The organism is Escherichia sp. MOD1-EC5950 (assembly GCF_002965345.1).
Taxonomy (GTDB): domain Bacteria; phylum Pseudomonadota; class Gammaproteobacteria; order Enterobacterales; family Enterobacteriaceae; genus Escherichia; species Escherichia marmotae.
In genome coordinates this window covers 1-21258 of the sequence record NZ_PTSR01000008.1, presented here as the reverse complement: position 1 = coordinate 21258, position 21258 = coordinate 1, and the positions used below count along the sequence as shown (strand labels likewise).

23 protein-coding genes are annotated in these 21258 nt (G+C 51.6%); 14 read left to right on the top strand and 9 right to left on the bottom strand.

Going from position 1 to position 21258, the window contains the following annotated elements; genetic code table 11:
* Positions 1–2: 2 nt before the first annotated feature.
* The 10 genes from lpxD (at position 3) to tilS (ending at position 11128) form a co-directional block, all read left to right on the top strand.
* On the top strand, positions 3–1028 hold the full coding sequence (lpxD, locus tag BEA93_RS10945) for a UDP-3-O-(3-hydroxymyristoyl)glucosamine N-acyltransferase (protein WP_001139277.1): 1026 nt from the start codon (positions 3–5) through the stop codon (positions 1026–1028).
* 104 nt (positions 1029–1132) lie between these two features.
* The gene (fabZ, locus tag BEA93_RS10940; protein WP_000210739.1) at positions 1133–1588 is read left to right on the top strand and encodes a 3-hydroxyacyl-ACP dehydratase FabZ; all 456 of its coding nucleotides are present in this window, start codon (positions 1133–1135) and stop codon (positions 1586–1588) included.
* Positions 1589–1591: 3 nt separating this feature from the next.
* Positions 1592–2380, top strand: coding sequence for an acyl-ACP--UDP-N-acetylglucosamine O-acyltransferase (gene lpxA, locus BEA93_RS10935; protein ID WP_000565976.1), 789 nt, complete (start codon positions 1592–1594; stop codon positions 2378–2380).
* Positions 2380–3528: a lipid-A-disaccharide synthase gene (lpxB, locus tag BEA93_RS10930; protein WP_000840596.1), complete on the top strand. Its 1149-nt coding sequence runs from the start codon at positions 2380–2382 to the stop codon at positions 3526–3528. Before lpxA ends, lpxB begins: the two co-directional genes overlap by 1 nt.
* A complete protein-coding gene (gene rnhB / locus BEA93_RS10925) occupies positions 3525–4121 on the top strand; it encodes a ribonuclease HII (protein WP_000569435.1) in 597 nt (198 codons plus the stop codon). The genes lpxB and rnhB overlap by 4 nt, the downstream gene beginning before the upstream one ends.
* 36 nt (positions 4122–4157) lie before the next feature.
* The gene (gene dnaE, locus BEA93_RS10920; protein WP_105224940.1) at positions 4158–7640 is read left to right on the top strand and encodes a DNA polymerase III subunit alpha; all 3483 of its coding nucleotides are present in this window, start codon (positions 4158–4160) and stop codon (positions 7638–7640) included.
* A 12-nt stretch (positions 7641–7652) separates the two neighbouring features.
* Positions 7653–8612, top strand: coding sequence for an acetyl-CoA carboxylase carboxyl transferase subunit alpha (accA, locus tag BEA93_RS10915; RefSeq protein WP_000055741.1), 960 nt, complete (start codon positions 7653–7655; stop codon positions 8610–8612).
* 222 nt (positions 8613–8834) lie between these two features.
* The gene (locus BEA93_RS10910) at positions 8835–9089 is read left to right on the top strand and encodes a DUF4282 domain-containing protein (protein WP_000644312.1); all 255 of its coding nucleotides are present in this window, start codon (positions 8835–8837) and stop codon (positions 9087–9089) included.
* A 289-nt stretch (positions 9090–9378) separates the two neighbouring features.
* Entirely contained in the window at positions 9379–9768 is a 390-nt protein-coding gene (locus tag BEA93_RS10900) for a VOC family protein (protein WP_000901101.1), read from the top strand.
* Between the two features lie 64 nt (positions 9769–9832).
* Positions 9833–11128 carry a tRNA lysidine(34) synthetase TilS gene (gene tilS / locus BEA93_RS10895; RefSeq protein WP_105224941.1) on the top strand — a complete coding sequence of 432 codons (1296 nt, stop codon included), beginning with the start codon at positions 9833–9835 and terminating at the stop codon, positions 11126–11128.
* Between the two features lie 51 nt (positions 11129–11179).
* Here the strand turns inward: tilS and rof are convergent, their stop codons facing one another.
* Positions 11180–11440, bottom strand: coding sequence for a Rho-binding antiterminator (gene rof, locus BEA93_RS10890; RefSeq protein WP_001517780.1), 261 nt, complete (start codon positions 11438–11440; stop codon positions 11180–11182).
* Positions 11427–11627 (bottom strand): YaeP family protein, encoded by a 201-nt coding sequence (locus BEA93_RS10885; RefSeq protein ID WP_000417058.1) that lies wholly within the window; start codon positions 11625–11627, stop codon positions 11427–11429. The genes rof and BEA93_RS10885 overlap by 14 nt, the downstream gene beginning before the upstream one ends.
* A gap of 165 nt (positions 11628–11792) precedes the next feature.
* Here BEA93_RS10885 and BEA93_RS10880 point away from each other — a divergent pair, with 165 nt between their 5' ends.
* The 3 genes from BEA93_RS10880 to nlpE are packed head-to-tail and all read left to right on the top strand — an operon-like array spanning position 11793 to position 13481.
* Positions 11793–12338: a YaeQ family protein gene (locus tag BEA93_RS10880; RefSeq protein WP_105224942.1), complete on the top strand. Its 546-nt coding sequence runs from the start codon at positions 11793–11795 to the stop codon at positions 12336–12338.
* On the top strand, positions 12335–12757 hold the full coding sequence (gene arfB / locus BEA93_RS10875) for an alternative ribosome rescue aminoacyl-tRNA hydrolase ArfB (RefSeq protein ID WP_000635552.1): 423 nt from the start codon (positions 12335–12337) through the stop codon (positions 12755–12757). The genes BEA93_RS10880 and arfB overlap by 4 nt, the downstream gene beginning before the upstream one ends.
* 13 nt (positions 12758–12770) lie before the next feature.
* Complete coding sequence (nlpE, locus tag BEA93_RS10870; protein ID WP_000251764.1) at positions 12771–13481, top strand: envelope stress response activation lipoprotein NlpE; 711 nt, start codon at positions 12771–12773, stop codon at positions 13479–13481.
* A gap of 255 nt (positions 13482–13736) precedes the next feature.
* Here the strand turns inward: nlpE and BEA93_RS10865 are convergent, their stop codons facing one another.
* From BEA93_RS10865 to metN, 7 genes are all read right to left on the bottom strand, one after another.
* The gene (locus BEA93_RS10865) at positions 13737–14561 is read right to left on the bottom strand and encodes a YaeF family permuted papain-like enzyme (RefSeq protein ID WP_016249636.1); all 825 of its coding nucleotides are present in this window, start codon (positions 14559–14561) and stop codon (positions 13737–13739) included.
* A 52-nt stretch (positions 14562–14613) separates the two neighbouring features.
* Positions 14614–16332 carry a proline--tRNA ligase gene (gene proS, locus BEA93_RS10860; RefSeq protein ID WP_001260711.1) on the bottom strand — a complete coding sequence of 573 codons (1719 nt, stop codon included), beginning with the start codon at positions 16330–16332 and terminating at the stop codon, positions 14614–14616.
* Positions 16333–16442: 110 nt separating this feature from the next.
* Positions 16443–17150 (bottom strand): tRNA (N6-threonylcarbamoyladenosine(37)-N6)-methyltransferase TrmO, encoded by a 708-nt coding sequence (gene tsaA / locus BEA93_RS10855; RefSeq protein ID WP_105224943.1) that lies wholly within the window; start codon positions 17148–17150, stop codon positions 16443–16445.
* Positions 17147–17551: an Rcs stress response system protein RcsF gene (gene rcsF / locus BEA93_RS10850; RefSeq protein ID WP_001202319.1), complete on the bottom strand. Its 405-nt coding sequence runs from the start codon at positions 17549–17551 to the stop codon at positions 17147–17149. The genes tsaA and rcsF overlap by 4 nt, the downstream gene beginning before the upstream one ends.
* Before the next feature lie 117 nt (positions 17552–17668).
* Positions 17669–18484 (bottom strand): methionine ABC transporter substrate-binding lipoprotein MetQ, encoded by an 816-nt coding sequence (metQ, locus tag BEA93_RS10845; protein ID WP_000874673.1) that lies wholly within the window; start codon positions 18482–18484, stop codon positions 17669–17671.
* Between the two features lie 39 nt (positions 18485–18523).
* On the bottom strand, positions 18524–19177 hold the full coding sequence (locus BEA93_RS10840) for a methionine ABC transporter permease MetI (RefSeq protein WP_001517783.1): 654 nt from the start codon (positions 19175–19177) through the stop codon (positions 18524–18526).
* On the bottom strand, positions 19170–20201 hold the full coding sequence (metN, locus tag BEA93_RS10835) for a methionine ABC transporter ATP-binding protein MetN (protein ID WP_105224944.1): 1032 nt from the start codon (positions 20199–20201) through the stop codon (positions 19170–19172). Before metN ends, BEA93_RS10840 begins: the two co-directional genes overlap by 8 nt.
* Positions 20202–20388: 187 nt before the next feature.
* Here metN and gmhB point away from each other — a divergent pair, with 187 nt between their 5' ends.
* Positions 20389–20961, top strand: coding sequence for a D-glycero-beta-D-manno-heptose 1,7-bisphosphate 7-phosphatase (gmhB, locus tag BEA93_RS10830; protein ID WP_016249638.1), 573 nt, complete (start codon positions 20389–20391; stop codon positions 20959–20961).
* The last annotated feature ends 297 nt before the right edge of the window (positions 20962–21258 follow it).

Sequence of the window (21258 nt, the reverse complement as noted above, 5' to 3'; positions counted from 1 at the left end):
TAATGCCTTCAATTCGACTGGCTGATTTAGCGCAGCAGTTGGATGCAGAACTACACGGTGATGGCGATATCGTCATCACCGGCGTTGCGTCCATGCAATCTGCACAAACAGGTCATATTACGTTCATGGTTAATCCTAAATACCGTGAACATTTAGGCTTGTGCCAGGCGTCCGCGGTTGTGATGACCCAGGACGATCTTCCTTTCGCGAAAAGTGCCGCACTGGTAGTGAAGAATCCCTACCTGACTTACGCGCGCATGGCGCAAATTTTAGATACCACGCCGCAGCCCGCGCAGAACATTGCACCAAGTGCGGTGATTGATGCAACGGCGAAGCTGGGTAACAACGTCTCAATTGGCGCTAACGCGGTCATTGAGTCCGGCGTTGAGCTGGGTGATAACGTGATTATCGGTGCCGGTTGCTTCGTTGGTAAAAACAGCAAAATCGGCGCAGGTTCGCGCCTTTGGGCGAACGTAACCATTTACCATGAGATCCAGATCGGTCAGAATTGCCTGATCCAATCCGGAACTGTGATCGGTGCAGACGGCTTTGGCTATGCCAACGATCGTGGTAACTGGGTGAAGATCCCACAGATTGGTCGCGTGATTATTGGCGATCGCGTGGAGATTGGTGCCTGTACTACCATCGATCGCGGCGCGCTGGATGACACGGTGATCGGCAATGGCGTGATCATTGATAATCAGTGTCAGATTGCACATAACGTCGTGATTGGCGACAATACGGCGGTTGCCGGTGGCGTCATTATGGCGGGCAGCCTGAAAATTGGTCGTTACTGCATGATCGGCGGTGCCAGCGTAATCAACGGGCATATGGAAATATGCGATAAAGTGACGGTTACGGGCATGGGTATGGTGATGCGTCCTATTACTGAACCTGGCGTCTATTCCTCAGGCATTCCGCTGCAACCCAACAAAGTCTGGCGCAAAACCGCTGCACTGGTGATGAACATTGATGATATGAGCAAGCGTCTGAAATCGCTTGAGCGCAAGGTTAATCAGCAAGACTAACGTTCCATCTATTGTTCGCCAAACTTTACGGCCTGTCTCATTCTTACGATTGCGGCAGGCCGTGTTATTATTATCGTTTCTTATATTTTGACAGGAAGAGTATCTTGACTACTAACACTCATACTCTGCAGATTGAAGAGATTTTAGAACTTCTACCGCACCGTTTCCCATTCTTACTGGTGGATCGCGTGCTGGATTTTGAAGAAGGTCGTTTTCTGCGCGCAGTTAAAAATGTCTCTGTCAATGAGCCATTCTTCCAGGGCCATTTCCCTGGAAAACCGATTTTCCCGGGAGTGCTGATTCTGGAAGCTATGGCACAGGCAACAGGTATTCTGGCGTTTAAAAGCGTAGGAAAACTGGAACCGGGTGAACTTTACTACTTCGCCGGTATTGATGAAGCGCGCTTCAAGCGCCCGGTTGTACCAGGCGATCAAATGATCATGGAAGTCACTTTCGAAAAAACGCGCCGTGGCCTGACCCGTTTTAAAGGGGTTGCTCTGGTCGACGGTAAGGTAGTTTGCGAAGCAACGATGATGTGTGCTCGTAGCCGGGAGGCCTGATACGTGATTGATAAATCCGCCTTTGTGCATCCAACCGCCATTGTGGAAGAGGGCGCGTCGATTGGTGCCAACGCTCACATTGGTCCTTTTTGTATCGTTGGACCCCATGTCGAAATTGGTGAGAATACCGTACTGAAATCTCACGTTGTCGTGAATGGTCATACTAAAATTGGCCGCGACAATGAGATTTATCAGTTCGCCTCCATCGGTGAAGTTAACCAGGATCTGAAATATGCTGGCGAACCGACCCGTGTGGAGATTGGCGATCGTAACCGCATTCGCGAAAGCGTCACCATTCATCGTGGCACAGTCCAGGGCGGTGGATTGACGAAGGTGGGCAGCGACAACTTACTGATGATCAATGCGCACATTGCGCACGATTGTACGGTAGGTAACCGCTGCATTCTCGCCAACAACGCAACGCTGGCGGGGCACGTATCGGTAGACGACTTTGCGATCATCGGCGGCATGACCGCAGTCCATCAGTTCTGCATCATTGGTGCGCATGTGATGGTTGGCGGTTGCTCCGGTGTGGCACAGGACGTCCCTCCTTATGTCATTGCGCAGGGTAACCACGCAACGCCGTTCGGTGTCAATATCGAAGGGCTGAAGCGCCGCGGATTCAGCCGTGAGGCGATTACCGCTATCCGCAATGCGTACAAGCTGATTTATCGCAGCGGTAAAACGCTTGATGAAGTGAAACCGGAAATTGCTGAACTGGCGGAAACGCATCCGGAAGTGAAAGCCTTTGCCGATTTCTTTGCTCGCTCAACGCGCGGTCTGATTCGTTAATGGCTGAACAGCGTCCATTAACGATTGCCCTGGTCGCCGGAGAAACCTCCGGCGATATCCTGGGAGCCGGTTTAATCCGCGCTCTGAAAGAACGTGTGCCCAACGCCCGCTTTGTCGGTGTTGCCGGGCCACGGATGCAGGCTGAAGGCTGCGAAGCCTGGTACGAAATGGAAGAACTGGCGGTGATGGGCATTGTTGAAGTGCTTGGTCGTCTGCGTCGCTTACTGCATATTCGTGCCGATCTGACAAAGCGTTTTGGCGAACTGAAGCCAGATGTTTTTGTTGGCATTGATGCGCCTGACTTCAATATTACCCTCGAAGGTAACCTCAAAAAGCAGGGTATCAAAACCATTCATTATGTCAGTCCGTCCGTGTGGGCGTGGCGACAGAAACGCGTTTTCAAAATAGGCAGAGCCACTGATTTAGTCCTCGCATTTCTGCCTTTCGAAAAAGCGTTTTACGACAAATACAACGTGCCGTGCCGTTTTATCGGCCACACAATGGCTGATGCCATGCCGTTAGATCCAGATAAAAATGCCGCACGAGATGTGTTGGGGATCCCTCACGATGCCCACTGCCTGGCGTTGCTGCCGGGGAGCCGTGGCGCGGAAGTCGAAATGCTTAGTGCCGATTTCCTGAAAACGGCCCAGCTTTTGCGCCAGACATATCCGGATCTTGAGATTGTGGTGCCGCTGGTGAATGCCAAACGCCGCGAGCAGTTTGAACGCATCAAAGCTGAAGTCGCGCCAGACCTGTCGGTTCATTTGCTGGATGGGATGGGCCGTGAGGCGATGGTCGCCAGCGATGCGGCGCTACTGGCGTCGGGCACGGCAGCACTGGAGTGTATGCTGGCGAAATGCCCGATGGTGGTGGGCTATCGTATGAAGCCTTTCACCTTCTGGCTGGCGAAACGGCTGGTGAAAACTGATTATGTCTCACTGCCAAATTTGCTGGCGGGCAGAGAGTTAGTCAAAGAGTTATTGCAGGAAGAGTGTGAGCCGCAAAAACTGGCTGCGGCGCTGTTACCGCTGTTGGCGAATGGTAAAACCAGCCATGCGATGCACGACACTTTCCGCGAGCTGCATCAGCAGATCCGCTGCAATGCCGATGAGCAGGCGGCGCAGGCCGTTCTGGAGTTAGCACAATGATCGAATTTGTTTATCCGCATACGCAGCTTGTTGCAGGTGTGGATGAAGTTGGGCGCGGGCCGTTGGTCGGTGCGGTCGTTACCGCTGCCGTGATCCTCGATCCGGCGCGCCCGATTGTCGGGTTGAATGATTCCAAAAAGCTGAGTGAAAAACGCCGTCTGGCGCTCTGTGAAGAGATCAAAGAGAAGGCGTTAAGCTGGAGTCTGGGTCGCGCGGAACCTCATGAAATCGACGAACTGAATATTTTACACGCAACCATGCTGGCGATGCAGCGTGCCGTAGCGGGGCTGCATATTGCGCCGGAATATGTGTTGATTGATGGTAACCGCTGCCCGAAATTACCGATGCCATCGATGGCGGTTGTTAAAGGCGACAGTCGCGTGCCGGAAATCAGTGCGGCGTCTATCCTGGCGAAAGTGACACGCGATGCTGAAATGGCGGAGCTGGACATCATTTACCCACAATATGGATTTGCCCAACACAAAGGGTATCCAACGGCTTTTCATCTGGAAAAACTGGCTGAACACGGTGCGACCGAACACCATCGGCGCAGCTTTGGCCCTGTCAAACGCGCACTGGGACTTGCGTCCTGATTCTTGTGTCGAGATTAAGTAAACCGGAATCTGAAGATGTCTGAACCACGTTTCGTTCACCTACGGGTGCACAGCGACTACTCGATGATCGATGGTCTGGCAAAAACCGCGCCGCTGGTAAAAAAGGCGGCGGCGTTGGGGATGCCGGCACTGGCGATCACTGATTTCACCAACCTTTGCGGTCTGGTGAAGTTCTACGGAGCGGGACATGGCGCAGGGATTAAGCCTATCGTCGGGGCGGATTTTAATGTCCAGTGCGACCTGCTGGGTGATGAGTTAACCCACCTGACGGTGCTGGCGGCGAACAATACCGGCTATCAGAATCTGACGTTGCTGATCTCAAAAGCGTATCAGCGCGGGTATGGTGCCGCCGGGCCGATCATCGATCGCGACTGGCTTATCGAATTAAACGAAGGGTTGCTCCTCCTCTCCGGCGGACGCATGGGCGACGTCGGGCGCAGCCTTTTGCGTGGTAACAGCGCACTGGTAGATGAGTGTGTCGCGTTTTATGAAGAGCACTTCCCGGATCGCTATTTTCTCGAATTGATTCGCACCGGCAGGCCGGATGAAGAAAGCTATTTGCACGCGGCGGTGGAACTGGCGGAAAGGCGCGGTTTGCCTGTTGTGGCAACCAACGACGTGCGCTTTATTGACAGCAGTGATTTCGACGCGCACGAAATCCGCGTCGCGATCCACGACGGCTTTACCCTCGACGATCCCAAACGTCCGCGTAACTATTCGCCGCAGCAATATATGCGTAGCGAAGAGGAGATGTGCGAGCTGTTTGCCGACATCCCGGAAGCACTTGCTAACACCGTGGAGATTGCCAAACGTTGTAACGTGACCGTGCGTCTTGGTGAATACTTCCTGCCGCAGTTCCCGACCGGGGACATGAGCACCGAAGATTATCTGGTTAAGCGAGCAAAAGAAGGTCTGGAAGAGCGTCTGGCATTTTTATTCCCTGACGAAGAAGAACGTCTTAAGCGCCGCCCGGAATATGACGAGCGTCTGGATACTGAACTCCAGGTTATCAACCAGATGGGCTTCCCTGGCTACTTTCTCATCGTTATGGAATTTATCCAGTGGTCGAAGGATAACGGTGTACCGGTAGGGCCTGGCCGTGGTTCCGGTGCGGGGTCACTGGTGGCCTACGCGCTGAAAATCACTGACCTCGATCCGCTAGAATTCGACCTGCTGTTCGAACGTTTCCTTAACCCGGAACGTGTCTCCATGCCTGACTTCGACGTTGACTTCTGTATGGAGAAACGCGACCAGGTTATCGAACATGTGGCGGACATGTACGGTCGCGATGCGGTATCGCAGATCATCACCTTCGGTACGATGGCGGCAAAAGCGGTGATCCGCGACGTAGGTCGCGTGCTGGGGCATCCGTATGGCTTTGTCGATCGTATCTCGAAACTGATCCCGCCAGATCCGGGGATGACGCTGGCGAAAGCGTTTGAAGCCGAGCCGCAGTTGCCAGAAATTTACGAAGCGGATGAAGAAGTTAAGGCGCTGATCGACATGGCGCGTAAACTGGAAGGGGTTACCCGTAACGCGGGTAAACACGCCGGTGGGGTGGTTATCGCGCCGACCAAAATTACCGATTTTGCGCCGCTTTATTGCGATGAAGAAGGCAAACATCCGGTCACTCAGTTTGATAAAAGCGACGTTGAATACGCCGGACTGGTGAAGTTCGACTTCCTCGGCCTGCGTACTCTCACCATCATCAACTGGGCGCTGGAGATGATCAACAAGCGGCGGGCGAAAAATGGCGAGCCGCCGCTGGATATCGCCGCGATCCCGCTGGATGACAAGAAAAGTTTCGACATGCTGCAACGCTCGGAAACCACAGCGGTATTCCAGCTTGAATCGCGCGGCATGAAAGATTTGATCAAGCGTCTACAACCTGACTGCTTCGAAGATATGATCGCACTGGTGGCGCTGTTCCGCCCAGGTCCGTTGCAATCAGGGATGGTGGATAACTTTATCGACCGTAAACATGGTCGCGAGGAGATCTCCTACCCAGACGTGCAGTGGCAGCATGAAAGCCTGAAACCGGTTCTGGAGCCAACTTACGGTATTATCCTGTATCAGGAACAGGTAATGCAGATTGCCCAGGTACTTTCTGGCTATACCCTCGGCGGCGCGGATATGCTGCGTCGTGCGATGGGTAAGAAAAAGCCGGAAGAGATGGCCAAGCAGCGTTCTGTTTTTGCCGAAGGTGCAGAAAAGAACGGCATCAATGCCGAACTGGCGATGAAAATCTTCGACCTGGTAGAGAAATTCGCGGGTTACGGATTTAACAAATCGCACTCTGCGGCCTATGCTTTGGTGTCTTATCAAACGTTATGGCTGAAAGCGCACTATCCGGCAGAGTTTATGGCGGCGGTAATGACTGCCGATATGGACAATACCGAGAAAGTGGTTGGCCTGGTGGATGAGTGCTGGCGGATGGGCCTTAAAATCCTGCCGCCAGATATAAACTCCGGTCTTTACCATTTCCACGTCAACGATGACGGGGAAATCGTGTATGGTATTGGCGCTATCAAAGGGGTGGGTGAAGGGCCAATTGAGGCCATCATCGAAGCCCGTAATAAAGGTGGCTACTTCCGCGAACTGTTTGATCTTTGCGCCCGTACCGACACCAAAAAACTGAACCGGCGGGTGCTGGAAAAACTGATCATGTCAGGGGCATTTGACCGCCTGGGGCCACACCGCGCGGCGTTAATGAACTCGCTGGGCGATGCGTTAAAAGCGGCAGATCAACACGCGAAAGCGGAAGCCATCGGCCAGGCCGATATGTTCGGCGTGCTGGCAGAAGAGCCGGAACAAATTGAACAATCCTACGCTAGCTGCCAGCCGTGGCCGGAGCAGGTGGTGTTAGATGGGGAGCGCGAAACGTTGGGTCTGTACCTGACGGGTCACCCGATCAACCAGTATTTAAAAGAGATTGAGCGTTATGTCGGAGGCGTAAGGCTGAAAGACATGCACCCGACAGAACGTGGTAAAGTCACCACGGCTGCGGGGCTCGTTGTTGCCGCGCGGGTTATGGTCACCAAGCGCGGCAATCGTATCGGTATCTGCACGCTGGATGACCGTTCCGGGCGGCTGGAAGTGATGTTATTTACTGACGCCCTGGATAAATACCAGCAATTGCTGGAAAAAGACCGCATACTTATCGTCAGCGGACAGGTCAGCTTTGATGACTTCAGCGGTGGGCTTAAAATGACCGCTCGCGAAGTGATGGATATTGACGAAGCCCGGGAAAAATATGCTCGCGGGCTTGCTATCTCGCTGACGGACAGGCAAATTGATGACCAGCTTTTAAACCGACTCCGTCAGTCTCTGGAACCCCACCGCTCTGGGACAATTCCAGTACATCTCTACTATCAGAGGGCGGATGCACGTGCACGGTTGCGTTTTGGCGCGACGTGGCGTGTCTCTCCGAGCGATCGTTTGTTAAACGATCTCCGTGGCCTCATTGGTTCGGAGCAGGTGGAACTGGAGTTTGACTAATACAGGAATACTATGAGTCTGAATTTCCTTGATTTTGAACAGCCGATTGCAGAGCTGGAAGCGAAAATCGATTCTCTGACTGCGGTTAGCCGCCAGGATGAGAAACTGGATATTAACATCGATGAAGAAGTGCATCGTCTGCGTGAAAAAAGCGTAGAACTGACGCGTAAAATCTTCGCCGATCTCGGTGCATGGCAGATTGCCCAACTGGCACGCCATCCACAGCGCCCTTATACCCTGGATTACGTTCGCCTGGCATTTGATGAATTTGACGAACTGGCAGGCGACCGCGCGTATGCAGATGACAAAGCTATCGTCGGTGGTATCGCCCGTCTTGACGGTCGTCCGGTGATGATCATTGGTCATCAGAAAGGCCGTGAAACCAAAGAGAAAATTCGTCGTAACTTTGGTATGCCAGCGCCAGAAGGTTACCGCAAAGCACTGCGTCTGATGCAAATGGCTGAACGCTTTAAGATGCCAATCATCACCTTTATCGACACCCCTGGGGCTTATCCGGGTGTGGGCGCAGAAGAACGTGGTCAGTCTGAAGCCATCGCGCGTAACCTGCGTGAAATGTCTCGCCTCGGCGTACCGGTCGTTTGTACGGTTATCGGTGAAGGTGGTTCTGGCGGTGCGCTGGCCATTGGCGTGGGCGATAAAGTGAATATGCTGCAATACAGCACCTATTCCGTTATCTCGCCGGAAGGTTGTGCCTCTATCCTCTGGAAGAGCGCAGACAAGGCCCCGCTGGCGGCTGAAGCGATGGGCATCATCGCTCCGCGTCTGAAAGAACTGAAACTGATTGACTCCATCATCCCGGAACCGTTGGGCGGCGCTCACCGTAACCCGGAAGCGATGGCTGCGTCTCTGAAAGCGCAACTGCTGGCGGATCTGGCCGATCTCGACGTGTTAAGCACTGAAGATTTAAAAAATCGTCGTTATCAGCGACTGATGAGCTACGGTTACGCGTAATCAGCAAATTTTCTGAAAAGGGTCACTTCGGTGGCCTTTTTTTCTATGTAGTTTATTTAGTCATATTATAAATACATTTAGATAATCTTTCTTTCGTTTTCCCCTGCCATAAAATTCTTGAACTCATGTTGATAACTCCGATTTCGGAGGCATATACAAATATACACAGTGGTCAAAAATAATATAAATTTATCAATCTCATAGAATTTTTAAGGATAAAATATGAAAGCAATTTTAGGATTTGATCATCTTCTTATGCCGCGTGTTCTGGTGTTTTTTTACTGGCTGGCTATGGTGCTGACACTGATAGGCGGCGTCTTCTCCATATTTAGCGGAAACATTATCTTAGGGGTAGCTTATACCGTCATTGGCCTTATAAGCTGTCGTATGACTTTCGAATTAATTATGATAGCGTTTAAGAATAACGAATATTTGCGCCGCATTGCCGAGAGTGTTAGCAAGAATAGCGCAGAGTAATCTCCCGCAAAGCGCTTCACCAAACCGCATCTCAACCGCTATTACAGGCGTTTGAGATGTTGTTTTAAAATCAGAGTATACTCTAAATAATTCGAGTTGCAGGAAGGCGACAAGCGAGTGAATCACCAGGAGCTTACATAAGTAAGTGACTGGTGTGAGCGAACGCAGACGCAGCACATGCAACTTAAAGTATGACGAGTATAAATGTCTGATTCATCTTTCCTGTAATTTGTGCGTATTATCAATATATAGCGATGCACGTGCGTATCATATCAATGCAGGAGATTCTATGTTGGGTTTAAAACAGGTTCACCATATTGCGATTATTGCGACGGATTATGCGGTGAGCAAAGCCTTCTACTGCGATATTCTCGGCTTCACGCTGCAAAGCGAAGTTTATCGCGAAGCGCGTGATTCGTGGAAAGGGGATTTGGCGCTTAACGGGCAGTACGTGATTGAGCTTTTCTCATTTCCATTCCCACCGGAGCGCCCCAGCCGACCGGAAGCCTGCGGCCTGCGCCATCTGGCATTTAGCGTTGATGATATTGATACGGCAGTGGCGCACCTTGAAAGCCATAATGTGAAATGTGAAGCGATACGTGTCGACCCGTATACGCAAAAACGCTTTACGTTCTTTAACGATCCTGACGGGCTGCCACTGGAACTGTATGAGCAGTAAGGCTTGTCATCGCCGCATTTGCCCGGTAACGTGCCGGGCATCTCTATTGTAGATTCGCACTATCATGACACTCACGCTGAATACTCAACTTCTCGCCTCACGCCAGATTCTGGTGGCCTTTAGTGGCGGACTGGACTCCACCGTTTTACTGCATCAACTGGTGCAGTGGCGGGCTGAAAATCCGGACGTCACGTTACGCGCTATCCATGTGCATCACGGTTTAAGTGCTAATGCTGATGCCTGGGTCGTGCATTGTGAAAATATCTGCCAGCAGTGGCAGGTGCCGCTGGTGGTTGAGCGCGTGCAGCTTGCGCAAGAGGGGTTAGGCATTGAGGCCCAGGCACGGCAGGCGCGTTATCAGGCATTTGCCCGAACGCTGTTACCCGGAGAAGTTCTGGTCACTGCACAACATCTTAACGATCAATGTGAAACCTTTTTGCTGGCGTTAAAACGTGGCAGTGGCCCTGCCGGGCTTTCCGCTATGGGAGAAGTATCTGATTTTGCCGGAACCCGGCTTATCCGCCCGTTGCTCACTCGCACACGTGGAGAGCTGGAGCAGTGGGCACATAAACGTGGCTTACGCTGGATTGAAGACGAAAGTAATCAGGACGATAGCTACGATCGTAACTTCCTGCGCCTGCACGTGGTGCCGTTATTACAGCAGCGTTGGCCGCATTTTGCCGAAGCAACGGCACGCAGCGCCACGCTTTGCGCTGAACAAGAGAGCCTGTTGGATGAACTGCTGGCGGATGATTTAGCGCACTGCCAAACGTCGCAGGGAACGCTACAGATTGCGCCAATGATGGCGATGAGCGATGTCCGCCGCGCGGCGATTATCCGCCGCTGGCTGGATGGGCTGAATGCGCCGATGCCTTCCCGCGATGCGCTGGTACGGATTTGGCAAGAAGTTGCACTGGCGCGGGAAGATGCTTCCCCCTGTTTGCGCTTTGGCGCGTTTGAAATCCGTCGCTATCTGTCGCAACTGTGGTGGATTAAATCCGTTGCCGGACAAAGCGAAACCATTGTGCCGTGGCTGGCGTGGCAACAGCCGCTGGAATTACCGGCTGATCTGGGAAGTGTGCAGTTTACTGCGGGAGGAGATATTCGTCCTCCGCGTGCTGACGAAGCGGTTAGCGTTCGTTTTAAGGCGTCGGGATTGCTGCACATTGTCGGGCGCAACGGTGGACGTAAGTTAAAGAAAATCTGGCAGGAACTGGGCGTGCCGCCGTGGCTGCGTGATACTACGCCACTGCTGTTTTATGGCGAAACGTTGATTGCGGCAGCGGGAATTTTTGTTACACGTGAAGGCTTTTCTGAAGATGAGGCTGGTGTAAGTTTTTTCTGGCAGAGAAATAGTTAGTTCAGCATAGCCGGATAAGACGCGCTATGCGTCGCATCCGGCAAAAGTGAATCAGGACTCACTCACCACTACCGTACCGATTTCCGGATGGCTAAAGCTGGTAATTTTATCCAGGCGCAACTCGCGGGTTTCGCCAGCGACATCGACGACCAGATATTCCACATTTTTGCGGGACACTAAATCATTGGCTTTACCCTGCAATTTTTCGCCATCTTTCAGCTCCAGCGTCAGCAACAGGTGATGCTGGCAGGCGAGCTCAAGATTATCGTAATCATCACAATTGATAGGTTGATACGTATCATTCATTGACATAATCGCTCACCAGTAAGTTTGCCGCAGCGTATGCTGCTTTTTCCCTGACAGCCTCTGAAAGGGCATCGTCGGCAGCCATTTCATTCAGCACTTTCAAAACGCAGCCCAGCGCGTCCGGAACGTATCCTAAGTCTCCGCTGGCGATTTCCGCGTACCGCTTGCGTATTAACTCACAATATTTTTCCACATGCCCTCCTGTCAGCACTCTGACTTAACCGTGGATGCAAGTCTAAGCCTACGAAGATAAACCCTGTTTCGCAAGGTGACTATACCACACTCATTTCTGCAATATCAGCGCCGCAACTGCACGTATTCCGTTACAATGGCCTCCTGATTCGAAAGGAGTTTTCTTATGGCGCTTAAAGCGACAATTTATAAAGCGACGGTTAATGTGGCCGATCTTGACCGCAACCAGTTTCTCGATGCCTCTCTGACGCTGGCGCGCCACCCTTCAGAAACTCAGGAGCGCATGATGCTGCGCCTTCTGGCATGGCTGAAATATGCCGATGAACGTCTGCAATTTACCCGTGGTTTGTGTGCCGATGACGAGCCGGAAGCGTGGCTGCGTAATGATCATTTAGGTATTGATTTGTGGATTGAACTGGGGCTGCCGGACGAGCGGCGAATTAAGAAAGCCTGCACCCAGGCCGCGGAAGTGGCGCTGTTTGCCTATAATAGTCGGGCGGCGCAGATCTGGTGGCAGCAAAATCAGAACAAATGCGCGCAGTTTGCCAATCTTTCCGCCTGGTATCTGGACGACGAGCAACTGGCAAAAGTGAGTGCCTTTGCCGATCGCACCATGACACTACAGGCAACGATTCAGGACGGCATTATCTGGTTATCGGATGATAAGAATAATCTGGAAGTAAACTTAACTGTCTGGCAACAACCGTCATGATTGTGATTTCCCGACATGTTGCTATCCCCGATGGCGAGCTTGAGATCACCGCCATTCGTGCTCAAGGGGCGGGCGGGCAGCATGTCAATAAGACCTCAACGGCTATTCATCTGCGTTTTGACATTCGGGCCTCCAGCCTGCCAGAGTATTACAAAGAGCGCCTGCTCGCCGCCAGCCATCACCTGATTAGTAGTGATGGTGTGATTGTCATTAAGGCTCAGGAATACCGCAGCCAGGAACTGAACCGCGAAGCGGCGCTGGCCCGACTGGTGGCAGTGATTAAAGAATTAACAACGGTACAAAAATCCCGACGACCGACGCGACCTACCCGTGCATCGAAAGAGCGCAGGCTGGTATCGAAAGCACAAAAATCAACCGTGAAGGCGTTGCGTGGCAAAGTGCGCAGCGGTCGGGAATAAAAAGAAGGAATTGATGGTGAGAAAAGCGATAGTAGCAGCGATGACGGTAATCAGTCTCTTTACTCTAATGGGATGTAATAATCGGGCTGAAGTAGATATGCTTTCCCCAGCGCAGGCCGCCGAGCTGAAACCGATGCCGCAAAGCTGGCGTGGTGTGCTGCCGTGTGCTGATTGTGAAGGGATCGAAACCTCTTTGTTTCTCGAAAAAGATGGAACCTGGGTAATGAATGAGCGCTATCTGGGCGCTCGTGAAGAGCCTTCATCTTTTGCTTCCTACGGTACATGGGCGAGAACCGCAGACAAACTTGTATTAACCGATACTAAAGGCGAAAAGTCATATTATCGGGCAAAAGGTGATGCGCTGGAGATGCTCGATCGTGAAGGTAATCCGATTGAATCGCAGTTCAACTACACACTGGAACCGGCAAAATCCAGCTTGCCCATGACGCCGATGACCATGCGTGGCATGTATTTTTATATGGCTGACGCAGCAACTTTTACTGATTGTGCGACCGGAAAACGATTCGCGGTGGCAAATAACGCAGAGCTGGAACGAGGCTATCTGGCTGCTCGCGGCAGCAGTGAAAAACCGGTGCTGCTGTCAGTAGAAGGTCACTTTACGCTTGAGGCTAATCCGGATATCGGGGCACCGACTAAGGTATTAGCGCCCGATACGGCTGGTAAATTTTTCCCGAACCAGGATTGCAGTAGTTTGGGGCAGTAAACCTGCTTGTGGCAGAAACAAACGCAAAATTGCCTGATGCGCTACGCTTATCAGGCCTACAGAGTAGATTGCAATGTTTTGAATTAGCACGATTTTGTAGGTCGAATAAGATGTTCACACCGCATCCGGCATTCTGTGCACAACGCCTGATGCGACGCTGGCGCGTCTTATCATGCCTACAAAACCCCCCCATTCCTTAGGAGTGATCAAACGTTTAATCCACATCCGGCATAAACACTCTGAGACTGGCTTTTATCACCGGGTCAGTCCAACGAAGCGACCCGTTTTGATATAAATCCCTGGTTTCAGATGCCCAACATACTGTAACTGTGCTTCTGGCCTAAACGCAGAGACATCGCCAGCACGCATATGCATCAGATCGGCAGGACTAATCCAACCTGACTGCGCCAGCGTAAGCGGATGCCCGGCTTTGGCAAATGCATCCGTGACAAATTCCGAACAAAACCACGATTTTTTGTCCCCCTCGCCAACACTGCTTAACTGCGCTTTCGCCAGGCCGCTGACGCACTGTTGGCGGAAATCTGCGGAAAAAGGATTCAGTGAGCACATCTGGCGGGTCACCATAAACGGAATAAATTCGACAATGCCGCGATAGTTATACCCGCTATCTTTGATTTTGTTGGCGAACGCGGTGATATCTGTGGCTTGTTGCGGGGTAAGATCCGGGGCTCGTAAGACGAAAAGCTTATCACTATGCTTCATGGCTTTTTTCAGGGAAACAATCTGGACGCCAGCGCCTGTCGCTTCTGCGACGTTATTATCACCTAAATAGATGGCAACGTGACTCACCGAGGAAGTGCTGAAGACGCGGATACCGAATGAGGTTACCCCAAGGCTTGAGGAGAACAGCAAATCGCCGGGCTTGAGGTCAGATTCAGTTATTTCAGTTATTGATTGTTCGGTAAAAGAGCTTTGATGCTGGAATTTGACTGCCCATGTTTTCGCCTCGGCATCTACCGCTGTGGCTGATGAGTCTGGCTGACTAATATCAACGGTACAGGCCGAAAGTAAAAGAAAGCAAGGGAGAAGCAGACGACAGTACGCCTTTGGTTTATTCATTTTATACAATCCATGTAAAAAAGGGTCCTGAAATTCAGGACCCTTTCTGGCATCAGCCTTTAATCTGTTTCACCAGATAATCGACGATGTCACCGGTCTTAATTAATTGCTTCTCGCCGTTACGACGGTATTTGTATTCGATATCGTCGTTGTCGAGGTTACGGTCGCCCAGCACGATAGTGTGTGGAATACCGATCAGTTCCATATCGGCAAACATCACGCCCGGACGTTCTTTACGGTCATCCAGCAGGACTTCGATTCCCTGCGCACGCAGTTCGCTGTAAAGTTTCTCGGCCAGTTCTTGTACGCGGAAGGATTTGTGCATGTTCATCGGCAGAATAGCTACCTGGAACGGTGCGATCGCGTCAGGCCATACGATGCCGCGCTCGTCGTAGTTTTGCTCAATCGCCGCAGCCACTACACGCGTAACCCCAATACCGTAGCAACCCATAGTCAGGATCTGGTTGCGGCCATCTTCGCCCTGTACGGAGGCTTTCAGAGCTTCAGAATACTTAGTACCCAACTGGAAGATGTGACCGACTTCGATACCGCGTTTGATCAGCAGCGTACCCTGACCATCCGGGCTTGGATCGCCAGCCACTACGTTACGGATGTCAGCAACTTCCGGGGTTGCGACATCGCGATCCCAGTTGATACCAAAGTAGTGTTTACCGTCGATGTTAGCACCGGCAGCAAAATCACTCATCGCCGCAACGGTACGGTCAATTACAACCGGAATCGGCATGTTTACCGGACCCAGTGAACCCGGGCCTGCTTTAACGACGGCACGAATTTCTTCTTCGGTTGCGAAAGTCAGCGGGCTGGCAACCTGCGGCAGTTTCTCCGCTTTTACTTCGTTCAGTTCGTGGTCACCGCGCACCAGCAGCGCAACCAGCGGGAAGCTGCTGCCTTCAACAGCTTTAACCAGCAGTGTTTTAACGGTTTTTTCAATCGGCAGATTGAACTGTTCAACCAGTTCAGCGATGGTTTTCGCGTTCGGTGTATCAACCAGCGTCATTTCCTGAGTTGCAGCAGCGCGCGGTTCTTTCGGCGCGATAGCTTCTGCCAGTTCAATGTTAGCTGCGTAGTCAGAGGTGTCGGAGAAGACCACATCGTCTTCACCGCTCTGTGCCAGCACCTGGAATTCGTGAGAGGCGCTGCCGCCGATAGAACCGGTGTCGGCCTGTACGGCGCGGAAATCCAGCCCCATACGGCTGAAGATTTTGCTGTAGGCCGCATACATTGCATCGTAGGTTTCCTGCAAGGATTCCTGAGAAGTGTGGAAAGAGTAAGCATCTTTCATCAGGAATTCGCGGGAACGCATGACGCCGAAACGTGGACGAACTTCATCACGGAACTTGGTCTGGATCTGATAGAAGTTCAGCGGTAACTGTTTGTAAGAACTCAGCTCATTACGAATCAGGTCGGTAATAACTTCTTCATGAGTTGGGCCGAGTACGAACGGACGCTCGCCACGGTCAACAAAACGCAGCAGTTCCGGACCGTACTGTTCCCAACGACCACTCTCTTGCCACAGATCGGCTGGCTGAACCACTGGCATCGACACCTCGATCGCACCGGCGTTGTTCATCTCTTCACGCACGATGTTTTCGACTTTTTTCAGAACGCGCACGCCGGTCGGCAGCCAGGTATATAACCCGGAGGCCAGCTTGCGGATCATCCCGGCGCGTAGCATCAGTTGATGGCTGATCACCTCGGCGTCGGCAGGTGTCTCCTTGAGAGTGGAGAGCAGGTATTGGCTAGTACGCATGTTGTTACGGTTCCAGTTGGAAGGTAGAACAGGCTCAAGGCGAGCCTGGGACAAAAAAAGTGATTTAGTTTACCAGTGCAGAAGAAATGTCAAAAGAGAAGGGCGTGAATTTAACGCCCTTCCAGCGCAAAGACTTCAAAACCAGTCTCGGTGACTCGCCAGCGGACGTTAAAATCATGCAGCCAGACGGCATAGGTTTTACCTGTGTCTTCACCTTTACGATAGGCCGGGCGCGGGTCCTGCGCCAGTACTTCGCGGATAAACAGCGTTAGCTGCGGATAACGCTTCTCCAGCGTCAAAAGTTGCTTTTCGACGTCTGCGGTAAATCTCACCGCCATCTCTGCTACTGGCGCGCTTTGCGCATAGCTGGCGCTGGCATCGGGAAGCGATTCGGCAAAGGGGAGGTAAGGTTTTATATCCACCACCGGCGTACCATCGACCAGATCCAGACCGCCGAGCTTCAGAATCACGTTATCTTTATGGCAAACAACCTCTTTCAGCTCTACCAGTGACATCCCAATCGGGTTAGGGCGAAAAGTAGAACGCGTGGCGAAAACGCCCATTCTGGCGTTACCGCCGAGACGAGGCGGACGCACAGTCGGGCGCCAGCCACCTTCCATCGTTTGATGAAAGACGAAAAGGATCCATAAATGGCTGAACGCTTCCAGGCCGCGTACGGCATCGGCCTGGTTGTAAGGAGCAATAAGGTGCAGTTCTCCGTTGGCGCTTTTTACCAGCCCAGGCTGGCGCGGAACGGCGAATTTTTCTTTATAGGGTGAGCGAATAACACCTATTTGCTCAAACTGGAAACTGCTCATTTCGCCGTAATGTTAAGCGCTGAACCGATGCACACAGCCTGACGATAGCAGCCTGGCGTACCGCTGGTGACTTCACAGCTATGCAGTAATACCGCATTGGCTTTCATTTTGGAGGCATTGATTTGCATCCGCTTACGTGCGGTTGGGATGCTCGGTGGAGAATCCTGATTAGAGGCCTGGCAAGAGTCGCCACTGACTTCACCGAGATCGCGGAACGGTTTGCCGACTAATTCTTCAGCATTGGTATAAATTCGGACCGGCGTGGCGCGCGGCGCTTTCGGTTTTGCAGGCTCCGCTTTCGGCTGGGGTGCAGTGCTTTGAACGGATTCGACAGGGGATCTGCTTAACATAGAACAGCCGCTTAGCATGAGTGCTAATAAACAGATCGGTAAAGCACGCATAGTATTTCCTCAATGTATGATCAAAACGTCAATATTGAATCAGGCGCTTGTAAAAATGACAAGACGGGCAAGCGCCCGTCCTGAATGATATTACAAATTGTGGAAACAGCCTAAAAATTACCAGCCTTTAACCGCACCGCCGTTAAACACTTTATTTGCCGCTTCATAAACTTCATCAGACTGATAAGCCTGGACGAATTTCTTCACGTTTTCCGCGTCTTTGTTATCTTCACGGGTCACGATCAGGTTTACGTAAGGAGACTCTTTGTCTTCCACGAAGATACCGTCTTTCGCCGGAGTCAGGCCAATCTGGCTGGCATAGGTGGTGTTGATAACCGCCAGAGCAATCTGTGCATCGTCCAGGGAACGTGGCAATTGCGGTGCTTCCAGCTCAACAATTTTCAGATTTTTAGGATTCTCAACCACATCAAGCACGGTCGGCAGCAGACCTACGCCATCTTTCAGCTTGATCAACCCCACTTTTTGCAGCAGCAGCAGTGAACGGCCGAGGTTAGTCGGATCATTCGGTACGGCAACCTGTGCTTCATTGGGTAGTTCATCCAGTGATTTGATTTTCTTGGAATAACCGGCAATCGGATAAACAAAAGTATTACCTACTGCAACCAGTTTGTAGCCACGATCCTTCAGTTGCTGATCGAGGTACGGTTTGTGCTGGAAGGCGTTGGCGTCGATATCGCCTTTGCTTAATGCTTCGTTCGGTAGCACGTAGTCGTTGAAGGTGACCAGCTCAACGTCCAGGCCATATTTGTCTTTCGCAACTTTCTGCGCGACTTCTGCAACTTGCTGTTCGGCACCGACAATCACGCCGACTTTAATGTGGTTTGGATCTTTTTCATCCTGACCGCAGCCTACCAGTGCCAGTGATCCAATCAGGGCTCCCACTGCCGCAAAGGTTTTGAGTTTGAACGCCATACCTTATTCCTTCTTCAATTATTTATGTTGTGTTGAACGTTACTTGCGAGTGACAGCCCGGACGATGCGATCGCCTGCGAACTGAATTAAATAAACCAGAATGACCAGCAATACCAGCACCGTATTCATCACCGTTGCGTTATAGCCGATGTAACCATATTGATAGCCAATCTGACCCAAACCACCGGCTCCGACTGCACCACCCATCGCGGAATAACCGACCAGAGTAATCAGGGTGATAGTTGCGGCATTTACCAGACCCGGCAACGCCTCTGGTAACAGCACTTTGCGCACGATCTGCATCGGTGTGGCACCCATTGCGCGGGAGGCTTCAATCAACCCGGTTGGGATCTCCAGCAGGGCGTTTTCGACCATACGGGCAATAAACGGTGCTGCGCCAACTGTCAGCGGAACAATCGCCGCCTGCAAACCAATCGATGTGCCGACAATAATGCGAGTAAACGGAATCATCCATACCAGTAAAATAATGAACGGAATGGAACGGAAAATGTTCACAATCGCAGATACGGTACGATACAACTTCGCGTTAGCAATAATTTGCCCCGGACGTGTGACATAAAGCAGGACGCCAACCGGCAGACCAATCACAAAACCGAAAAAACCGGATACGAAGGTCATTGCCAGCGTTTCCCATACGCCACGAACCAGCAACCACATCATCGGCTCAGACATAACCCAGTACCTCTACTTTTACATGGTGTTCTTGCAGCCAGGCAATGGCGGCTTGCGTATCTTGTTGTGTACCGTGCATTTCGGTCAGCATGATGCCGAACTTAACGCCTCCGGCGTAATCCATCTGCGCGCTAATAATGTTGTTATTAACGTTGAAACGACGTGCGGTTTCAGAAAGCAACGGGGCATCTACTGACTGACCGGTAAACTCCAGGCGCAGCATGGGGACACAATCAGTGAACGGCTCCGCTTGCAGACGTTCCTGATAATCTTCCGGGATATCCAGATGCAGGGTCGACTGAATAAATTTCTGTGCCAGCGGCGTTTTCGGATGCGAGAACACTTCACTTACTGTGTCTTGCTCGATCAACTCACCATTGCTGATAACCGCCACGCAATCACAAATACGCTTCACAACGTCCATTTCGTGGGTGATTAACAGAATCGTCAAACCCAGACGGCGGTTGATGTCTTTCAGCAGTTCGAGAATAGAACGCGTGGTTGCCGGGTCCAGTGCGCTGGTGGCCTCATCGCACAGCAACACTTTGGGATTGCTGGCTAATGCGCGAGCAATCGCCACACGCTGTTTCTGCCCACCGGAAAGATTCGACGGGTAGCTATCATGTTTGTCGCCAAGACCAACCAGCGCCAGTAATTCCGTCACGCGACGTTTGATCTCCTCTTTTGGCGTGTTGTCCAGCTCCAGCGGCAGTGCCACGTTACCAAAAACAGTACGCGAAGAGAGCAGGTTAAAGTGCTGGAAAATCATGCCAATATGACGGCGCGCTTTGGTCAACTCGGATTCTGACAGCGTGGTCAGTTCCTGGCCATCGACCAGAACGCTACCCTCGGTTGGGCGCTCCAGCAGGTTTACACAACGGATAAGCGTACTCTTACCCGCGCCAGAGGCACCGATAACGCCATAAATTTGTCCGGTTGGCACATGCAGACTGACGTTGTTTAACGCCTGGATAGTGCGGGTGCCCTGGTGGAACACTTTGGTGATATTCGAAAGTTTTATCATTGATTATTTATTATCGTCATTAAGTTAGTCGTGGCATTTCGACTGCCTGATACGGTCAAAGCCGTCAATGAAATGGATGTTAAGGCATCCAGACGTCTAAATCAATCAGGTTTATACGAAGAGCACTTTCTTGCAGGTCGAAACATGCGATACTAGCGGCACATGCCTTATTAAGGAGTTATAAAAGGTGGCGAAGAGCGTACCCGCAATTTTTCTTGACCGTGACGGCACCATTAATGTCGATCACGGCTATGTCCATGAGATCGATAACTTTGAATTTATCGACGGTGTCATTGACGCCATGCGTGAGCTTAAAAAAATGGGCTTTGCGCTGGTGGTGGTAACGAACCAGTCTGGTATTGCGCGCGGCAAATTTACTGAAGCGCAGTTTGAAACGCTGACCGAGTGGATGGACTGGTCGCTGGCGGACCGTGATGTCGATCTGGATGGCATCTATTATTGCCCGCATCATCCGCAGGGCAGTATTGAAGAGTTTCGCCAGGTCTGCGATTGCCGTAAACCACATCCAGGAATGCTTTTGTCAGCACGCGATTATTTGCATATTGATATGGCCGCTTCTTATATGGTGGGCGATAAATTAGAAGATATGCAGGCAGCGGCTGCGGCGAACGTGGGAACAAAAGTGCTGGTGCGTACGGGGAAACCTGTTACCCCTGAAGCTGAAAATGCAGCGGATTGGGTGTTAAATAGCCTGGCAGACCTGCCGCAAGCGATAAAAAAGCAGCAAAAATCGGCGTAACGATTAAAAGATGAGCGGTTGAAATAAAAATGCATTTTTCCGCTTGTCTTCCTGAAACGACTCCCTATAATGCGCCTCCATCGACACGGCGGATGTGAATCACTTCACACAAACAGTCGGTTCGGTTGAAGAGAAAAAATCCTGAAATTCAGGGTTGACTCTGAAAGAGGAAAGCGTAATATACGCCACCTCGCGACAGTGAGCTGAAAGCCGCGTCGCAACTGCTCTTTAACAATTTATCAGACAATCTGTGTGGGCACTCGAAGATACGGATTCTTAACGTCGCAAGACGCTAAA